Here is a 16704-nt window from a genome sequence, read left to right as displayed (position 1 = left end):
CGCGCTATCGCCCCTTTTTGAAGGCGGTGTGGGCGATGTCCTCGGCGCCGGTGATGCTCCGCATGGCCGTGTCGACATTCTGGTGCATGCCGCGCAGGCCTTCGACGAGCGAGCCGAAGCCCTCCACGCCGCCTTCCGCGCCAGGCACGTAATCCTTGGCGAACTCCTTGCCGGAGTCGTCGTCTCCCCAGCATTCGCCCTGCGCGGCGAGCGCGCTCTGCAACGCCTTGGTCGCCTCTTCGAGCTGGTCGGCGGCGTTGAGAAAGCCTTTGGCGGCGACCATCACCGCGTCCGGTTCGGCGGTGAATCCTCCTGAGCCGCCGGTACCCCCACCGTTCGGCATCAGTTACCGCCCCGAAGCCAGCTCGATGGCGGCTCTTCGTCCTCTTCGGCGGGCTGCGGCCGGGATCGGCGCTGCGGTGCCGGTTTGGGCGCGGGCATCGGCGCCGGGCGCGGTGGGGCCGGCGGCGGCGTTGTCTCACTGGCGCCGCGCAGGATCGAACCGGCGTCGGGATCCTCGAGCGACTCGGGACGCGGGGGCGCAGGCGGTGGCACGTCCTGCTCGAGGAACGTCGGCATCGGCGGCAACAGGCCTTCGAGCGACGGTGCGCCTTCGATCATGTCGGCGAGGTCGGGCAGGTCGCCGGTGATCGGCGCCATCAGGTCCGCGACCTGCTGCTTCACCTGCAGGCTGCCCTGGCGGACCAGGGTGAGCACGGTGTTCGCCAGCTGCACGGGGTTGGTGCGCTCGAAGGTCTGTGGCGCGAAGCTGAGCTGTGCGAGCGAGCCACTGGAGTCGATGGTGGCTTTGACAAGGCCGTCTGGCGAGGTCACCTGAGCCGACAGCTGCGACGCCGTGGTCTGCGCCTCGCGGAGCTGTTCGGTCTGCTTGGTGAACTGTTCGAGCAGCGAGTCGACCGTGTCCTTCATGGCGGCGTTCCGTGCTTCCAACCGCGCACGGTCATCGCCAGGCGTCGTCACGCGAACTCCCCGAAGTCATCGCTCTGCTGAATGAGGTGTGCTTCACCCTAATGGCAGCAGCTTTACCTCACTCACCGTTCCGTCGATCAGACGGGATCGCTTGCACTTGCGAATGGGGTGCGCCGCACGGCTATCAGGTACCCCATCGCTCCCAGCAGGTAAAACGCCGTCGCAGCCAGCAAAAGCCCGGCCGAGTGACCATCCGCCGGTACGACCAAAGCGGCGACGGACACAGCCGCCACCTGGGTGATGTTGAAGAGCGTGTCGTACAACGCGAACACGCGCCCGCGTGACTCGTCGCCGACGTCGGACTGGATCGACGAATCGACACCCAGCTTGAGCATCTGCCCGGCCCCGGTGATCACGAACGACGCGAGCAGCACCGTCGGCAACTCCATCGGCAGCCCGAGCCCAGCCTGCGCCAGCGCGGCGAGGATCAGCGCGCCGACCACCACCTTGCGCCTGCCGAACTTGGCGATGAACCGTGCGGTGAGCAGCCCGGCGATCAAGATCCCGGCTCCGGCCAGCGCGGCCATCTGCCCCAGCCCTGGCAAGCCCGCACGGAAAATGCCGTGATCGGTGAACGAGTTCCGCATGAGCAGCACCGTCACCAGCAGCGACGCACCGAACGAAGCCCGATGCGCGAACAACGCGATGAACCCGGCGGTCACACTCGGCGCCCGCACCGCAGCCCGCGCCCCATCGGCCAATCCCCTGGCGACCGCCAGCACGGCACTGGCCGGTTCATCCACAATGGACGGACCGAGCACACCGCGGGCGAACCGGGTGGCGATGGCGGCGGCGAGCAGCACACCGAGCGCCGCGAACGCCGTGGTGATGGCCGATCCGGCGTCATCGGACCCGAACAGCGCACGCAACCCGATCGCACAACCACCGCCGAGCACCGCGACCACCGAACCGAGTGTGGTGGCGAAAGCGTTCGCGCTCACGATCGCGCCGTCCGGCACGACATGCGGCAGCGAAGCGGAAAGCCCCGACCCGATGAACCGCGAGATCCCCTCGGCACAGAGAGCCAAGGCGAATAACGCCACCGAAGAAGCCCCGAACCCGACCGAAGCGGCCGACACCACGATCGCGACCGCGTGCAACAGGTTCGCGAACATCAGCACCCGCCGCCGGTCCCACCGATCCAGCAACGCCCCGGCGAACGGTCCCACCAGCGAATAGGGCAACAGCAGCGCGGCGAACCCACCCGCGATGGCCAGCGGATCGGTCTCCCGTTCCGGATTGAACAGGACGGCCCCGGCGAGCCCGGCCCGATACATCCCCACAGCCCACTGCACGGCGAACCGCGTGTAGAGCAGCCGCCGGAACTCGGGGTCGCGCATCAGCGCCTTCGGGCCTATCCGGTCCGGAGTAGCCGCTCGCGCGCTCGTCGTCACACCCAAGAGGGTAGAGGTCGGACGAAAGCCGAGAAGTGGTCGATGCACTCGGTCGCCTCACGGCGGCTATGCGCAGTGTGGCTCCAGCCGGACTGGTATTCCACAAAGGCGGTTCTTCAGTGAGCCCGGGGGACACGGAGTGCACCGACCAGTGTGTCTAACGAGGCATCTGGGTCTGTTGTTCCCTAGGCCGAAGACTTTCTGTTGCCGACGGTGGGATCATGGGCGGCGTGCCAGCGGACGCCGAGGTTGAACCGGGAACACTCCTGGTCGCCGCCCCCACGATGTTCGACCCCAACTTCCGGCGGACGGTCGTGTTCGTCATCGATCACCGCGACGAGGGCACCCTCGGTGTGGTGCTCAACCGGCCGAGTGACGTGCCGGTCGACGATGTGCTGCCCAATTGGGGCAGGCATGTGGCCGAGCCGCAGTCCGTGTTCGTGGGCGGACCGGTCGAGAAGAAGACCGCGTTGTGCCTGGCAGCGCTGCGTACCGGTGAGACGGCCGCGACCGTGCCTGGGGTGATCGCCGTCCGTGGGCCGGTCGCGCTGGTGGATCTCGACACCGATCCCGAGGAGCTGCTGCCCAAGGTGCGCGGGGTCCGGGTTTTCGCCGGGTACGCCGGGTGGGACTCCGGGCAGCTCGCCGGCGAGATCGATCGCGACGACTGGGTCATCGTGCCCGCGTTGCCCAGCGACGTCCTCGCCTCACCGCACAAGGATCTGTGGGGTCAGGTGCTGAGACGGCAGGGCATCCCGACCGCCTTGCTGGCCACCCACCCGGGTGACCTGCAGCGGAACTAGGCCTCGGCGGTCTTCTGAAGGACGCCACAGCCACCCGCACCGCACGCGCAGCCGCTGCAGCCTGCCGGTGTGGCCGGCTCGGGCGCGGGGACGGTCGATGCGGCCTTGGTGCCGAGCGCGGCGCCGCCGATGAGCAGCGCGACCAGCCCGGCCAGGCCGATGACCACTGCGAGCACGGTGCCGCCCGTGGTCGGCGAGAGCAGGCCGCCGACGCCGGCGAGCACGGCGACCAGGCCGCCTGCCAGTGTCGGGAGCCCGGCGACCTTGTTGCCGAGGCGGAAGGCCTCGTCGCTCGCCATGGTCGCCGCGGTGCGCAACCCGGCGCCGCGGTCGCGGGGCAGCTTCTCCCGCCAGCCGAGGAAACCTCCCCAGGCGACGAGGAGACCCAGCAGTATCGGGACCAGCGCGAGTACGAACACTCTTCGAGGATAAGCGTGACGTCTTGGCAACCTGCTGGATACCCTGACCGACTGTGCTACAGACCATGTCACGTCGTGTATTCACCGCTGCGCTGATCGGGTCAATCGCCCTCAGCCTTTCGAGTGTTCCCGCCGAAGCCGTCGGCAAAGTTCGCCTGCTCGGCGAACAGATCGTGCCGAACGCACTGCAGTTCCAAGGCACCACCGTGGGTGGCCTGTCCAGCATCGACTTCGACGAGCGCACCGGCGAGTACGTGTTCATCGCCGACGACCGATCCGCCATCAACCCCGCGCGCTTCTACTCGGCGAAGTTCAAGGTCGACGCGCATGGTGTGTCGCCGGTCACCTTTACCGGCACCCACCCGCTCCTGCGGCCCGACGGCAAGACGTACCCGCCGCTGGCCCAGAACGACCCGAAGCTGCCGCAGAACGAGCAGACCATCGACCCCGAGGAGCTGCGGGTCGACCCGTGGACCGGGCACTACTTCTGGTCACAGGAGGGTGAGCGGACCGCGACCACGTTGATCGACCCGTCCATCCGCGAGGCGCGCCGAGACGGCGAATATGTCCGTGACCTGCCGATCCTTCCGAGCGAGAAGATGACGGCCGCCGCCGGTCCCCGGCAGAACCTGGTGCTCGAAGGCCTGACCTTCGCGGCCTGCGGCTCGCTCGTGGTCTCGTCGAACGAGGGCCCGCTGCTGCAGGACGGCCCCGACGCGAACACCGAGCACGGCGCGTTGGACCGCATCACCGTGCAGAGCCGGTTCGGCCCGGTGCTCGCCCAGTACGCGTACCCCGAGGAGAAGGTCTTCGCCTCGCCGAACCCGGCCGGTGGCTTCGCGACCACGGGTATCTCGTCGTTGCTGGCGGCCGACCCGTTCGACCCGACGAAGTTCCTGGCGCTCGAGCGCTCGTTCGTCACCGGGGTCGGCAACAAGATCCGGATCTTCGAGTTCGACACCAAGGGTGCCACCAATGTGGTGAACGTGGCCTCGCTGGCCGACGCCAAGTCGGTGAAACCCGTGAAGAAGCGCTTGATCGCCGATCTCGCCGACGTCGGCTTGTCTACTGTGGACAACGTCGAGGGGATCACCTGGGGCCCGCGCCTGCCTACCGGTGAGCGCACACTCGTGCTGGTCAGCGACAACAATTTCTCGGCCACCCAGGTGACCCAGATCTTCGCGCTCGCGGTCCGCTGACAAAGGGCTTGGACCAGGCAGTTACCATGAAACCCATGAATACGGCTCGGCTGCTCCTTAGCCTGCCGCGCTGAGTCCGCCACACGGATCAGCGCGGCGACCCCTCACGCCCTCTGGGCTGGGGGGTCGAGTTGTTTCTGGAGTTCGACACGGAGGAATAGGGCGATGACTGAGGCCACCGGCGAGACGAGCGCAGCCCCCGAGCACCGCTATACGGCGGAGCTGGCGGGGCGCATCGAGCAGCGCTGGCAGGACTACTGGGCCGACCACGGCACGTACCACGCGCCGAACCCGGTCGGGCCGCTCGCCGAAGAGGACGCGCTGGTCCCCTCGGACAAGCTGTTCGTGCAGGACATGTTCCCGTACCCGTCCGGCGCCGGCCTGCACGTCGGGCACCCGCTGGGCTTCATCAGCACCGACGTCTACGCCCGGTACCACCGGATGATCGGGCGCAACGTGCTGCACACGATGGGCTTCGACGCGTTCGGCCTGCCCGCGGAGCAGTACGCGCTGCGCACCGGGCAGCACCCGGCGAAGACCACCGAGGACAACGTCCAGAACTACCTGCGCCAGCTGCGCCGCCTGGGACTGGGTCACGACGACCGCCGCCGCATCCGTACCTCGGACCCCGAGTACTACCGCTGGACGCAGTGGATCTTCCTGCAGATCTTCAACTCCTACTACGACGAGAAGCTGGCCAAGGCCCGCCCGATCATCGAGCTGGAGACCGAGTACGCGCAGGACAAGCGCCGTACGCCGGACGGCCGTAACTGGTGTGAGCTGACCCGCGCCGAGCAGCGCGAGATCATCGACTCCCACCGCCTGGTCTACATCTCCTCGGCGCCGGTGAACTGGTGCCCCGGTCTGGGCACGGTGCTGTCGAACGAAGAGGTCACCGCCGACGGCCGCAGCGAGCGCGGCAACTTCCCGGTCTTCCGGCGCAACCTGCGCCAGTGGAAGATGCGGATCACCGCGTACGCGGACAGGCTGGTCGACGACCTGGACCTGCTGGACTGGCCCGAGAAGGTCAAGGCCATGCAGCGGAACTGGATCGGCCGCTCGCACGGCGCGCGGGTGAGCTTCAAGTCTGGCGAGTCGGAGATCGAGGTCTTCACGACCCGTCCCGACACGCTGTTCGGCGCCACCTACATGGTGCTGGCCCCGGAGAACCCGCTGGTCGACACCCTGACCGCGGCGACGTGGCCCGAGGGTGTCGACGCGCGGTGGACCGGTGACGCCGCGAACCCGGCCGAGGCCATTGCCGCGTACCGGCAGGCGGCGTCGCGCAAGTCCGAGCTGGACCGCCAGGAGAACAAGGAGAAGACCGGCGTCTTCACCGGCTCCTACGCGGTGAACCCGGTCAACGGCAAGGAGATCCCGGTCTTCGTCGCCGACTACGTGCTGATGGGCTACGGCACCGGCGCGATCATGGCCGTGCCTGGCCAGGACGGCCGCGACTGGGAGTTCGCCGAGAAGTTCGGCCTGGAGATCATCCGCACGGTCCAGCCGACGGAAGGTTTCGACGGCAAGGCGTTCACCGGCGACGGACCCGCGATCAATTCGGGCTTCCTGGACGGCATGGCCATCGACGAGGCCAAGAAGACCATCATCGGCTGGCTGGAGGAGCACGGCAGCGGCCGCGGCACCATCCAGTACAAGCTGCGCGACTGGCTGTTCTCCCGCCAGCGCTACTGGGGCGAGCCGTTCCCGGTCGTCTACGACGAGGACGGCCAGGTCCACGCACTGCCGGACAGCATGCTGCCGGTGGTGCTGCCCGAGATCGACGACTACACCCCCATCACCTTCGAGCCGGACAACGCCGACTCCGAGCCGTCGCCGCCGCTGGCGCGCGCGACCGAGTGGGTCGAGGTCGAGCTGGACCTGGGCGACGGGCCGAAGACGTACCGCCGCGACACCAACACCATGCCCAACTGGGCGGGTTCGTGCTGGTACCAGCTGCGCTACATCGACCCGACGAACACCGAGGTGTTCGTGGCGCCGGAGAACGAGGAGTACTGGTCCGGTCCTCGGCCCGCCGAGCACGGCGTCGACGACCCCGGGGGCACCGACCTGTACGTCGGCGGCGTCGAGCACGCGGTGCTGCACCTGCTGTACTCGCGCTTCTGGCAGAAGGTGCTGTTCGACCTGGGGCACCTGTCGGCGAAGGAGCCGTACCGCAGGCTGTTCAACCAGGGCTACGTCCAGGCCTACGCGTACAAGGACGCGCGCGACGTGTTCGTGCCCGCCGAAGAGGTCGTCGAGAAGGACGGCAAGTTCTTCTACGAGGGCGAAGAGGTCTTCCAGCAGTACGGGAAGATGGGCAAGACCGAGCGCAACGTCGTCACCCCTGACGAGATGTGCGAGTCGTACGGCGCCGACACCTTCCGCTTCTACGAGATGTCGATGGGCCCGCTGGATGTGTCGCGGCCGTGGGCGACCAAGGATGTCGTTGGCTCGCAACGATTCCTGCAGCGGCTGTGGCGACTGGTCGTCGACGAGAACACCGGCGAGCTGCGGGTGTCCACTGTGGACGCGTCCGAAGCGGACCGCAAGATTCTGCACAAGACCATCGCGGGCGTCCGCGAGGACTACGCGGAGCTGCGGTTCAACACGGCGGGCGCGAAGTTGATCGAGCTGAACAACCACCTGACCAAGACCTATGGTTCCGCTGACGCGGTCCCGCGTGAACTGGCCGAGCCGCTGGTGCTGATGCTGGCGCCGCTGGCTCCGCACATCTCGGAAGAGCTGTGGCAGCGCCTGGGCCACGCGGATTCGCTGGTGCAGGGTCCGTTCCCGGTGGTGGACGAGAAGTATCTGGTCGAGGACACGGTCGAATACCCGATCCAGGTCAACGGCAAGGTGCGCTCGCGCGTAGTCGTGCCGGCCGACGCGGGCAAGGACGCCGTCCAGGCGGCCGCGCTCGCCGAGGAGAAGATCGCCGCGCTGCTGGACGGTGGCGCGCCGCGCAAGGTGATCGTCGTGCCGGGCCGGTTGGTCAACATCGTGCTGTGACGGCCGAAAGCCGCCAGCACCAGGGCTCTCGCCACGATTCGATGGAGCGGTAAGGAAAACCGCTCCATCGAACGGAGAACTCTCATGGCACTCGACGGCAAAGTTGCATTGGTGACCGGCGGTAGCCGCGGCATCGGGGCGGCCGTCGCGTTACGTCTCGCCGAGGACGGCGCTGACGTGGCTTTCACCTATCAGCACAACGCCGAACTGGCCGCGGGCATCGTCGATCGCATCAAGCAACTCGGTCGCCGCGCGCTCGCGATCCAGGCCGACAGCGCCGATGCCGTGGCGGTCACCGCCGCGGTGGACGCGGTCGTCGCCGAGTACGGCGGTCTGGACATTCTCGTCAACAACGCGGGCGTCGGCTTTGTCGGTGCCTTCGACGAAACCGCGCTCGACGATGTCGACCGGGTGCTGGCCGTCAACGTGCGTGGCGTGTTCGTGGCGACCCAGGCGGCGGCGAGGGAACTGCGTGACGGCGGCAGGGTCATCACGATCGGCAGCTGCGTCTCGGACCGTGTGCCAGGCCCGGGCATGGCTTTGTACGCGACCAGCAAGGCCGCGGCGATCGGCCTGACCAAGGCACTCGCCAGGGAACTCGGCGGGCGCCGCATCACGGTCAACCTGGTGCACCCCGGCCCTACCGACACCGACATGAACCCGGCCGACGGCCCGTACGCCGCTGACCAGGGCAGCATGACGGCACTCGGCCGCTACGGCGAGCCTGCCGAGGTCGCGGCCACGGTGTCCTTCTTGGCAAGCGCGGAAAGCGCCTACGTCACGGGGGCGACTTTGTCTGTAGACGGCGGCCACGCGGCCTAAGCGCTCTCGCGAAAGCCGGGCCGTTGGCGAATTCTGGTACCCGGCGGAACATCGCGCGTACCTGGCCGGACGACACGCGTACACAGATGGACGACACTCGTACCTGGGCGGACGACACACCCGGGATCGGATGGACGCGCCGGGCGCGTCGTCCAGCTGGGTACGCATGTCGTCCATTCACGTACACGTGTCGTCCATTCCGGTACGCCGGGAGCGCCAGGCGCAGCGAACGCGACCTTGCCCAGGGCTTCTCCCCTGTCAGTTCGGGATAGCGGGCTCTACTCCGAGCCCTAGGGAACAGCGAGGCCGATCTCTCGGGCGAGATCGGCCAGCATCGCATCGAACAGGACATCCGGCTTGGCGACCGGGATCGGGTAGTTCCCGAACACCTCTAGCGTCACATGGCCGTACAGGCGCGCCCAGAACTGGATCATCAGGTACGTCGTGCCCAGGTCCAGCTTCTCGGCGGGGAACGCCAAGCCGGAGTCCCGCAGCACCGCGAGCAGGTCGGCCTGGAACCCGGCCAGGTCGTCCCTGATCTCCGGCGGCACCAGCTCACTCGGCGGTGTCTCCAGGTTCTGGGTCGCCAGCACCCGCCCGGCGGTCGCCAGGAAGATCCGCCCGAACGGCTCGTCCACCCGGCTCAGCGCGCTGCCGGGTGCCGAGCCGACATTCCCGGTCGGCGAGGCGAAGACGAGCGTGAACTCCTTCGTGTGCGTGAGCGCCCACCGCCGGAATCCCTTGCAGATCGCGAAGAGCTGCGCAGCACCGTCCTCCGGCACCGACGAGATGTCCTCGGCGAGCTCGGTCGCCAGGTCCGCGCACACGTCCAGCCGCAGGTGCTCGACCAGGTCGTCGCGCGAGCCGTAGTACCGGTAAAGCGCGGGCGCGGTGATTCCCAGCTCCCTCGCGATCGCCCGCAGCGTGACGGCCTCAGGTCCGTGCTCGACGAGCAGTGCGCGTGCGGTACGCCGGATGTCTTGATCGGTCGCCGCGCGCACACGTCCCCGCCGGGTCGGGTTGCTCATCAGGGCATTCTATGAGTTCGGCATGATGATCTCCCTTGGCGCGCCGGGCACGACCGGGCTAAGTAGCCGGTTCTGCAACCTGGTCAGCGGCCGCAGCACCGCCGAACACACCACCGTCATCCCCAGCGCGGCGAAGAAGTGCACCACCCAGGCCCCGAGCAGCGACGGCCCTCCCCACGAGACGTCCCCGGTCGACTGGTCCCAAAAGATCCCGTAGGTGGCGATCCTCCCGACGAGGTACCAGATCAATACCGCCAAGAAGAAAGCCACGAGACTCGGCACCAGCGCGGCGAAGTACCGAGGCTTTCCCATGCCCGGCTCCACACCGAGCAGCTTCCGCGCGAGCCACCGCTGAGCCCGCGCGCCGCCCGGGAAAGCGGGCAACGCGAGGAGCCCGTAGGCGGCCCGCTTCCAGTCTGCTGTGGTCATAAAGCCACGCTAGAAGTCCTTGACCTGCGAGGTAATGCGGTTTCCCGCACAACGGGGGTGGGGAAAACCCCAACTCCCGGACAATGATCAACAGGTCTGTCACACTCTCAGTCATCGTTTGACCACGAACAGGGGAGGTTCGTGTGACGAGCCCTGAGCAGCTCTTCACCGACTACGACGCGAAACTCAAGGCCGCGCAGGAGAAGGCCGACCGGCTCCGGTCCGAGATGGACGGTGTCTCGGTCACCGAGCGCACCAGGGACGGCCTCACGGTCACCGTGAACCACGCGGGCAATCTGACGAACCTCGAAATCAGCACGAGCGCCCGCGAGAAGCCGACCCTCGCGCAGGACATCATGCGCACGGTCCAGCTCGCCCAGAGCAAGCTCGCGGAAGCAGTCAGCGCCGGCGTGCCGTCGGCAGGACCGGAGACCAGGAAGGAACTCGTCGGCTATCTGCACGACGAGTACCCCGAGCCGGCGCAGGAGGGCTATGTCGAAGGCGGTTTCGACGAGCGCGCGGCCGAGGAGTCCCGCTTCGTTCCCGAAGCCGAAGTCACCACCCCGAAGCCACCGCCCCCGCGCCCGGCCCGCCCGGCGCCAGCGGCCCATGACGACGACTACTTCGACGGCGGCTTCCTGCGCTGACCCTGGGGAGGGGGAACAAATGCCAGATGGTGGATTCGACGTCGATCCCGAAGAGATCGACGCTCACGCGAAACAAGTGGAAGACATCCTCACGCGGCTGAAGACGGCCATCGATGCGGACAACAACCGCGTCGACGCGATGTCGTTCGGAGCCGTCGGCGTGGCATGCGGGCTCTACCTGTGGTGCAACAGCACCGCGGACCGCACCCGCGAAACGCTCGAGACGGCTGTGAAGTCCGGCGAACACCATGTCGACGCCGTACATACCTGGGCGAAGGCCCGCCGAGTGGACGAGCAGACCGCGAGCGATCTGCTGAAGCAGTCAGGGACAACCCATGGCTGAAAACGAGCTGATCACCAAGGCGAAGGGTGAGACCGACGCCGAGAAGAAGCCGATCGGCAACGCGCTCGAAGGCGCGGGAATCCTGCAGGACTTCGCCGGTGGCGGCGAAAAGATGGCGCAGGGTGACCGGACCGAGGGACTGCTGGATCTGGCGGCAGGTGCTCTCGACATCAAGGATTTCATCAAGGACCCGTTCGAGTCGCTGCTCAGCATGGGATTCGGGTGGCTGATCGAACACGTCGACTTCCTGAAGGAGCCGCTGAACTGGGTCACCGGGGACCAGGACGCGCTCGATCTCGAGATCCAGAAGTGGAAGCAGATCAGCGACCACATCCAGGTGACGGGTGAAGAGCTGGCCTCGGCGGTCAACAAGAACTGCGCGCACTGGCGCGGCCCGGCCGCCGACCGCTACCGCGAGTTCGCTCAGAAACAGGCGAACACGTGCAGGGACCTCTCTGACCATGCCAAGCAGGTCGGCGACATTGTCGAGATCTGCAAGACCATCCTCAACGTGGTCCGCACGCTCATTCGCGACATGATCTCGGACGCGCTGGCCAAGCTGGTGATGATCCTCGCCAAGTACCCGCCGCCCGCTTATCCGGTCGGGCTGAGCGCCGAAGGCATACCGTTCTTGGTCGGTGAGGGAACAAAAATCGCCGGTGAGGCCGCGAAGGCACAACGAGTGCTGGCCAGGGCTGGGCAGAAGCTGGCTGACATGGTGGGGAACCTGCCCCGTTTTCTCAAGAACCTCCCGCTGGGGCACGTCTTCCGGGATGTCCTCTCCGATATGCCGAAGAACATCGGGATGGAGGTCGGCAAGGAGGTCGGGAAGCAGCTGGGCAAGATCGCCTTCGGCAAAGAGCCGGTCGGCCGTGAGTCGCATGAGAAGCGGCAGCAGGACCGCGACAAGACCAAGGTCGACGGTACGGATCCGCTGTTCGATCAGCACGGCCCCAAGCGTATTTCGGGGTCGATATGACCATCGGTGGCAACGAGGGCATGCCCGCCGCGGGCCAGCTCAAGCGTTCGACGGTGATCCGAGCCGTGCTGATCGGCATAGTCGCAGTGGCCATCTGCTGGACCGCTGCGGGACACGCGGCGTCATTCCACAGCGAGGAAAAGCCCGATAAGCCACCCCTCGGCGTGGCCTATGCGAAATCGTGTGTCGAGAAGGGCCCACTGACCGAGGCCGGGATCGGCTTCTTCTGGGCCTGCACCGCGGAGGCCCATTGGCAGGGCGGGCTGTACAACCGCGACGTCAAAACGGTGGTGTTCGGTCTCGATGAGCTGACTCCGGCGGATATCGGCAAGCCGGTCACCTTCTACAAGTACGGCAAGCGCTATTGGCGGCATGCCGAACGGCCCTATGAAGGGCCTGTCGAATGGTCCGTGGCTGGCGCGGAGGTACTGCTGATCGGCGGTGGGTACTGGCTTTGGCGGCGTAAGCACCCGAAGGCACCGCGGGTCGTCGTGCGGAAATACAAGTCCGAGGTCCGGCTGCCCTCGCAGCCCTCGATCGTCGATGGGTTCGCCGAACGGTCCTCGAAGATCTACCCGAGGGCCGATCCGATGGCCAGGCGTCAGGCGTGGTTGCGAGTTTCGTCGTCCGGCATCGAGTGGTACCGCTCCAGCCGGGCGAAGTTCGAGGTCGACTGGACGGAGATCGCCAAGGTCAGGCTGACCACGGTGACCGATGCGGCCGGTGAGGTCATCCGCGTCGTCGATGTTTTCCCGAGCAAGGAATTCCGTCGCCGTGACGTGGAGATGAGCGGGCTGTGGGAGTCCGGCGCTCTGCTGGGTAATGCCACGCTGCCGATCGCACGTGGGGCTTATCGGCTGCCGGAGGCCTTCAAGGAGCGTCCGGCGGAGGAGCTGCGCGAAATCCTGCGCGGGGTTCAGCCGGGGAAGTTCGAAGAGATCAAGGCCGAGGTCTGAGCCCGGCGGCGCCCACCACATTGGCGGGCGCCGCCGGTGCCGATCACTCGGGGGGCTACGTGACCGACACCGGCGACACGATGCCCTGCCCCGGCGGGTGCCGGATGGGGCAACGCTGCCACGCGAGCGTGGCAACGCCAGAGAAGAGCGCTTGCCTCTCTCGAAGTGACGCCTGGGGGATGCATATCCCCCGATCGAGTGACGCATGGCAAGCGCACGCCTGATTGTCGCATCAGGGGCCGAATAAGTTACAAAAGTCTTCACATATGCGTACAAGATAAATTCTGGGTATGACCCATGAGTTGCTCGTGATCGGCTCGGCGAACGCTGACCTGGTGGTTTCCGCGGATCGGCGTCCTGGCGGTGGGGAAACCGTGCTGGGCGGGGACACCGAAATCCTGCCTGGCGGGAAGGGGGCCAACACCGCGGTGGCCGCCGCCAGGCTCGGCGCCGACGTGGCGTTGGTCGGCGCGGTGGGCGACGACCCGTATGGCTCCGTCCTGCTCGGCTCGCTGCGCGGCTCCGGGGTGGATACCGGCTTGGTCCGAACCAGTTCGCGGCCGACCGGGATCGCCTACATCACTGTCACCCCTGACGGCGAGAACTCGATTCTCGTCTCGCCCGGCGCGAACGGGAGTATCGAGCCCGCGGACGTCGAAGGGATCTTCGACGGGGTGAAGACCGTGGTGCTGTCGCTGGAGATTCCGCTGCCGACCGTGGAACGCGCGGTCGCCGCCGCGGCGGAGGCGGGCGTGAAAGTGCTGTTCAACCTGTCTCCGGCGGCGAAGGTCAGTGACGCGACGCTGGCCGCGCTCGACGTGCTGCTGGTCAATGAACACGAGGCCGCCTGGCTGCTCGGTGGCGAGCTCGACGACCCGAAGCAGCTGCTCGAGCTGGGCCCCAAGGCCGCTGTGGTCACGCTCGGCGCGCGGGGTGCGGTGGTGGTGACCGGTGACGGGGCCGTCGAGGTCGCGTCACCGAAGGTGGAGGCCGTCGACACGACCGGGGCCGGTGACGCGTTCGCAGGCGCGCTCGCCGCGGCGGTGACCGCGGGCAAGAGCCTGGTCGAGGCGGCAGAGCACGCGGTGAAGGTCGCGGCGATCTCGGTGACCCGTCGCGGTGCGCAACCTTCCTATCCGACCGCTGACGAGATCTAGGCCGAATCGGTGAATCACGGTTTTCTCAGCTGGGCGGCGGATGGTCGCGTCCCGTGTTCCACTGGACGCGTGACGTGGTGAGAGGAGTGCTCCGTGGCGGAAAACCCAGGGTTACGGGCTGGTGGAGTGTGTCCCGCACCTCGCGACCTCGAAGGTGTCTTGAGATATGGTCTAGACCATGCCGTCTGAGTTCCTCACCGGGGTCGCCGTCAGTCCTGGCCGTGCGAGCGGTCCGGTCGTCCGTGTCGCCGAGCCGCTCGGCGAGCCTTCTCCTGCGCCCGCGCCGGTCGATCCCGTCGCCGAGGCCGCCCGCATCGAACCTGCCGCGCAGGTCGTCGCCGCCCGCCTCGAGAAGCTTGCCGAGACCGCGGCCGGTGAGGCCGCCACGATCCTGATCACCACCGCGGCCATGGCCGCGGACCCCGCGCTGGTCAGCCAGGCCGAGCAGCTGGTCAAGGCGGAGCACCTGCCTGCCGCCCGCGCGGTCTTCCAGTCCGCCGAGGGCTTCGCGCAGGCGCTGGCCGCCGCAGGTGGCTACATGGCCGAGCGCGTCCGCGACATCCGCGACGTGCGCGATCGCATCGTCGCCGAGCTGCTCGGCGTCGAGCCGCCCGGCGTGCCCGAGCTGAACACCCCGAGCGTCCTCGTCGCGCGTGACCTCGCGCCCGCCGACACCGCCGGGCTCAACCCGGCCAAGGTGCTCGCGCTGGTCACCGAAGAGGGCGGCCCGACCAGTCACACCGCGATCCTTGCCCGCGCGCTCGGCATCCCGGCCGTGGTCGCGGTGCGCGGACTGCTCGCGCTCGACGCACCGGCGCTCGCCGTCGACGGCGACACCGGCCAGGTCAACGCGGTCGCGGCCGACGCGCCCGTGGTCACCGCCGAGGCTCGCACCTCCATCGAATGGAACGGCACCGGGAACACCTCGGACGGCCACCGCGTGAAGGTGCTCGGCAACGTCGGTTCGGCCACCGACGCCAAGGCCGCCGCGGACGCGGGCGCCGAGGGTGTCGGCCTGTTCCGCACCGAATTCTGCTACCTCGACGCACCTGCCGAGCCGACCGTGTCCGAGCAGCTGGCCTCCTACACGGCCGTGCTGAAGCCGTTCCGCGGCAAGCCGGTCATCGTCCGCACGCTGGACGCGGGCGCCGACAAGCCGCTGCAGTTCCTCTCCCCCGACGCCGAGCCGAACCCGGCGCTCGGTGTCCGCGGCCTGCGGATCGCCTTCGACCGGCCCGATGTGCTGGACCGTCAGCTCGAGGCCATCGCGGGTGCGGCGGAAGACTCCGGCGCTGAGGTCTCTGTGATGGCGCCGATGGTCGCCACCGCGGAGGAAGCGGCCTGGTTCGCCGACCGCGTGCGCGCCGCGGGCATCCCGCGCGCCGGTGTGATGATCGAGATCCCGGCCGCCGCACTGGTCGCGCAGGAGATTCTCGGCGTCGTCGACTTCGTCTCGATCGGCACCAACGACCTCGCGCAGTACACCTTCGCCGCCGATCGGCAGCTGGGTGCGGTCGCGAAGCTCAACGACCCGTGGCAGCCCGCGTTGCTGCGGCTCATCGGCCTGATCGGCCGCGCGGCGAAGGTCACCGGGAAGCCCGCCGGTGTCTGTGGTGAGGCCGCGGCCGACCCGCAGCTCGCGCTGGTGCTCGCCGGTCTCGGCCTGACCAGCTTGTCGATGAACGCGCCCGCGGTGCGTTCGGTCGGCGCGAGCCTGGCTTCGGTCACCTTCAAGCAGTGCGAGGCCGCGGCTCAGGCGGCGTTGGCGGCGGCCGACCCGGCCAGCGCGCGTGCGGCGGTCAAGGCCGCGCTCTAGTCAAACAGGATTGAGCGGGCTTTATCCCTGGATAAAGCCCGCTCAATCAGCCGAAGAGGCCGTGGCGTGGGTTGCGCACGCTCAGCGAACCACCGTGGACACGGCCGGAAAGCACGAAACGCGGGTTCCCCGAGAGGCCGTTCGGCCTGGTCTTGTCCTCGATGCCGCCGTACTTGATCTCGGTGATCTGGTTGAGATCGACCGAAGCCGTGTCCGGGATGATGATCTCCGCCGACCCCCAGCGGATGTCCAGTTCGACGTGCACGACCGGGAACTCGATGATGGCCGCGCTGAAGTCGAGCTTGGTCGCGCCGTACTTGTTGCGCACCAGCATCGCTTGCGGCACCAGCCATGCCCCCGTGCGGTGCAGCGCCGAGTACTTCGCGTTGAGCTCGATGCGCTGGCCTGGCGCGAACATCTGCGGCCCGGTGACATACGGGTTCGCCACCGTCTGACGCAGCACGTCACGGTGGATGAGCCCCGGCAGGTCGGTGAGCACCGCGTTCAGCTCGCCGCGAGTACGTGCGGCGAGCGCGACGTCGGTGCGCTCGGTGAATTCGTCGAGGTCCAGCAGACCGCGACCGATGGCTTTCTGCAGCACGCCGACGACGTGCTCTCGTTCGTCGTCGGAGACCCGCAGGTCTCTGTCGCTCGGTGCCTTGGTTTCGGTCTCCTCGCCCATAGGGAGAAGGCTAGGCCCGGAAGCCGGG

Annotated in this window: 17 protein-coding genes; 10 read left to right on the top strand and 7 right to left on the bottom strand. The window is 67.8% G+C overall.

All coding sequences use genetic code 11. The features are described 5' to 3' along the window. Positions 1–4 precede the first annotated feature (4 nt). From ACFV15_RS01920 to ACFV15_RS01910, 3 genes are all read right to left on the bottom strand, one after another. Entirely contained in the window at positions 5–343 is a 339-nt protein-coding gene (locus ACFV15_RS01920) for a WXG100 family type VII secretion target (protein ID WP_378348234.1), read from the bottom strand. After that, complete coding sequence (locus ACFV15_RS01915) at positions 343–981, bottom strand: YbaB/EbfC family nucleoid-associated protein (RefSeq protein WP_378348233.1); 639 nt, start codon at positions 979–981, stop codon at positions 343–345. The genes ACFV15_RS01920 and ACFV15_RS01915 overlap by 1 nt, the downstream gene beginning before the upstream one ends. An 86-nt stretch (positions 982–1067) precedes the next feature. Further along, the gene (locus ACFV15_RS01910; RefSeq protein WP_378348285.1) at positions 1068–2330 is read right to left on the bottom strand and encodes an MFS transporter; all 1263 of its coding nucleotides are present in this window, start codon (positions 2328–2330) and stop codon (positions 1068–1070) included. 275 nt (positions 2331–2605) lie between these two features. Here ACFV15_RS01910 and ACFV15_RS01905 point away from each other — a divergent pair, with 275 nt between their 5' ends. After that, positions 2606–3187 carry a YqgE/AlgH family protein gene (locus ACFV15_RS01905; RefSeq protein ID WP_370945821.1) on the top strand — a complete coding sequence of 194 codons (582 nt, stop codon included), beginning with the start codon at positions 2606–2608 and terminating at the stop codon, positions 3185–3187. On the opposite strand, the gene ACFV15_RS01900 is transcribed toward ACFV15_RS01905, so the two are convergent. Beyond that, a complete protein-coding gene (locus ACFV15_RS01900; protein ID WP_378348232.1) occupies positions 3184–3606 on the bottom strand; it encodes an SdpI family protein in 423 nt (140 codons plus the stop codon). The two genes, ACFV15_RS01905 and ACFV15_RS01900, sit on opposite strands and share 4 nt — an antisense overlap. Before the next feature lie 65 nt (positions 3607–3671). On the opposite strand from ACFV15_RS01900, the gene ACFV15_RS01895 reads away from it, so the two are divergent. The 3 genes from ACFV15_RS01895 (at position 3672) to ACFV15_RS01885 (ending at position 8639) form a co-directional block, all read left to right on the top strand. Then, a complete protein-coding gene (locus ACFV15_RS01895; protein ID WP_378348231.1) occupies positions 3672–4805 on the top strand; it encodes an esterase-like activity of phytase family protein in 1134 nt (377 codons plus the stop codon). Positions 4806–4970: 165 nt separating this feature from the next. Beyond that, positions 4971–7817: a leucine--tRNA ligase gene (gene leuS, locus ACFV15_RS01890; RefSeq protein ID WP_378348230.1), complete on the top strand. Its 2847-nt coding sequence runs from the start codon at positions 4971–4973 to the stop codon at positions 7815–7817. Between the two features lie 84 nt (positions 7818–7901). Continuing rightward, positions 7902–8639 carry a 3-oxoacyl-ACP reductase family protein gene (locus tag ACFV15_RS01885; protein WP_378348229.1) on the top strand — a complete coding sequence of 246 codons (738 nt, stop codon included), beginning with the start codon at positions 7902–7904 and terminating at the stop codon, positions 8637–8639. 290 nt (positions 8640–8929) lie between these two features. On the opposite strand, the gene ACFV15_RS01880 is transcribed toward ACFV15_RS01885, so the two are convergent. Both ACFV15_RS01880 and ACFV15_RS01875 read right to left on the bottom strand, forming a co-directional pair. Continuing rightward, positions 8930–9667 (bottom strand): TetR/AcrR family transcriptional regulator, encoded by a 738-nt coding sequence (locus ACFV15_RS01880; protein ID WP_378348228.1) that lies wholly within the window; start codon positions 9665–9667, stop codon positions 8930–8932. Between the two features lie 9 nt (positions 9668–9676). Then, on the bottom strand, positions 9677–10096 hold the full coding sequence (locus ACFV15_RS01875) for a hypothetical protein (RefSeq protein WP_378348227.1): 420 nt from the start codon (positions 10094–10096) through the stop codon (positions 9677–9679). Between the two features lie 143 nt (positions 10097–10239). Here ACFV15_RS01875 and ACFV15_RS01870 point away from each other — a divergent pair, with 143 nt between their 5' ends. From ACFV15_RS01870 to ptsP, 6 genes are all read left to right on the top strand, one after another. Beyond that, complete coding sequence (locus ACFV15_RS01870; protein WP_378348226.1) at positions 10240–10743, top strand: YbaB/EbfC family nucleoid-associated protein; 504 nt, start codon at positions 10240–10242, stop codon at positions 10741–10743. Positions 10744–10762: 19 nt separating this feature from the next. After that, positions 10763–11086, top strand: a complete 324-nt coding sequence (locus tag ACFV15_RS01865) for a hypothetical protein (protein WP_378348225.1) — start codon at positions 10763–10765, stop codon at positions 11084–11086. Then, a complete protein-coding gene (locus ACFV15_RS01860) occupies positions 11079–12065 on the top strand; it encodes a WXG100 family type VII secretion target (protein WP_378348224.1) in 987 nt (328 codons plus the stop codon). Before ACFV15_RS01865 ends, ACFV15_RS01860 begins: the two co-directional genes overlap by 8 nt. Next, a complete protein-coding gene (locus ACFV15_RS01855; protein WP_378348223.1) occupies positions 12062–13021 on the top strand; it encodes a DUF6346 domain-containing protein in 960 nt (319 codons plus the stop codon). Before ACFV15_RS01860 ends, ACFV15_RS01855 begins: the two co-directional genes overlap by 4 nt. A gap of 290 nt (positions 13022–13311) precedes the next feature. Then, complete coding sequence (locus ACFV15_RS01850) at positions 13312–14178, top strand: ribokinase (protein ID WP_378348222.1); 867 nt, start codon at positions 13312–13314, stop codon at positions 14176–14178. Positions 14179–14356: 178 nt separating this feature from the next. Continuing rightward, on the top strand, positions 14357–15994 hold the full coding sequence (gene ptsP / locus ACFV15_RS01845) for a phosphoenolpyruvate--protein phosphotransferase (protein ID WP_378348221.1): 1638 nt from the start codon (positions 14357–14359) through the stop codon (positions 15992–15994). Between the two features lie 46 nt (positions 15995–16040). Here ptsP and ACFV15_RS01840 read toward each other — a convergent pair whose 3' ends face one another. Beyond that, positions 16041–16676, bottom strand: coding sequence for a DUF1707 domain-containing protein (locus ACFV15_RS01840; RefSeq protein WP_378348220.1), 636 nt, complete (start codon positions 16674–16676; stop codon positions 16041–16043). Positions 16677–16704 lie beyond the last annotated feature (28 nt).

It is taken from the genome of Amycolatopsis sp. NPDC059657 (assembly GCF_042734395.1).
Lineage (GTDB): Bacteria > Actinomycetota > Actinomycetes > Mycobacteriales > Pseudonocardiaceae > Amycolatopsis.
The sequence above is the reverse complement of the archived record's forward strand: the minus strand, read 5'-3'. Positions and strand labels throughout refer to the sequence as shown.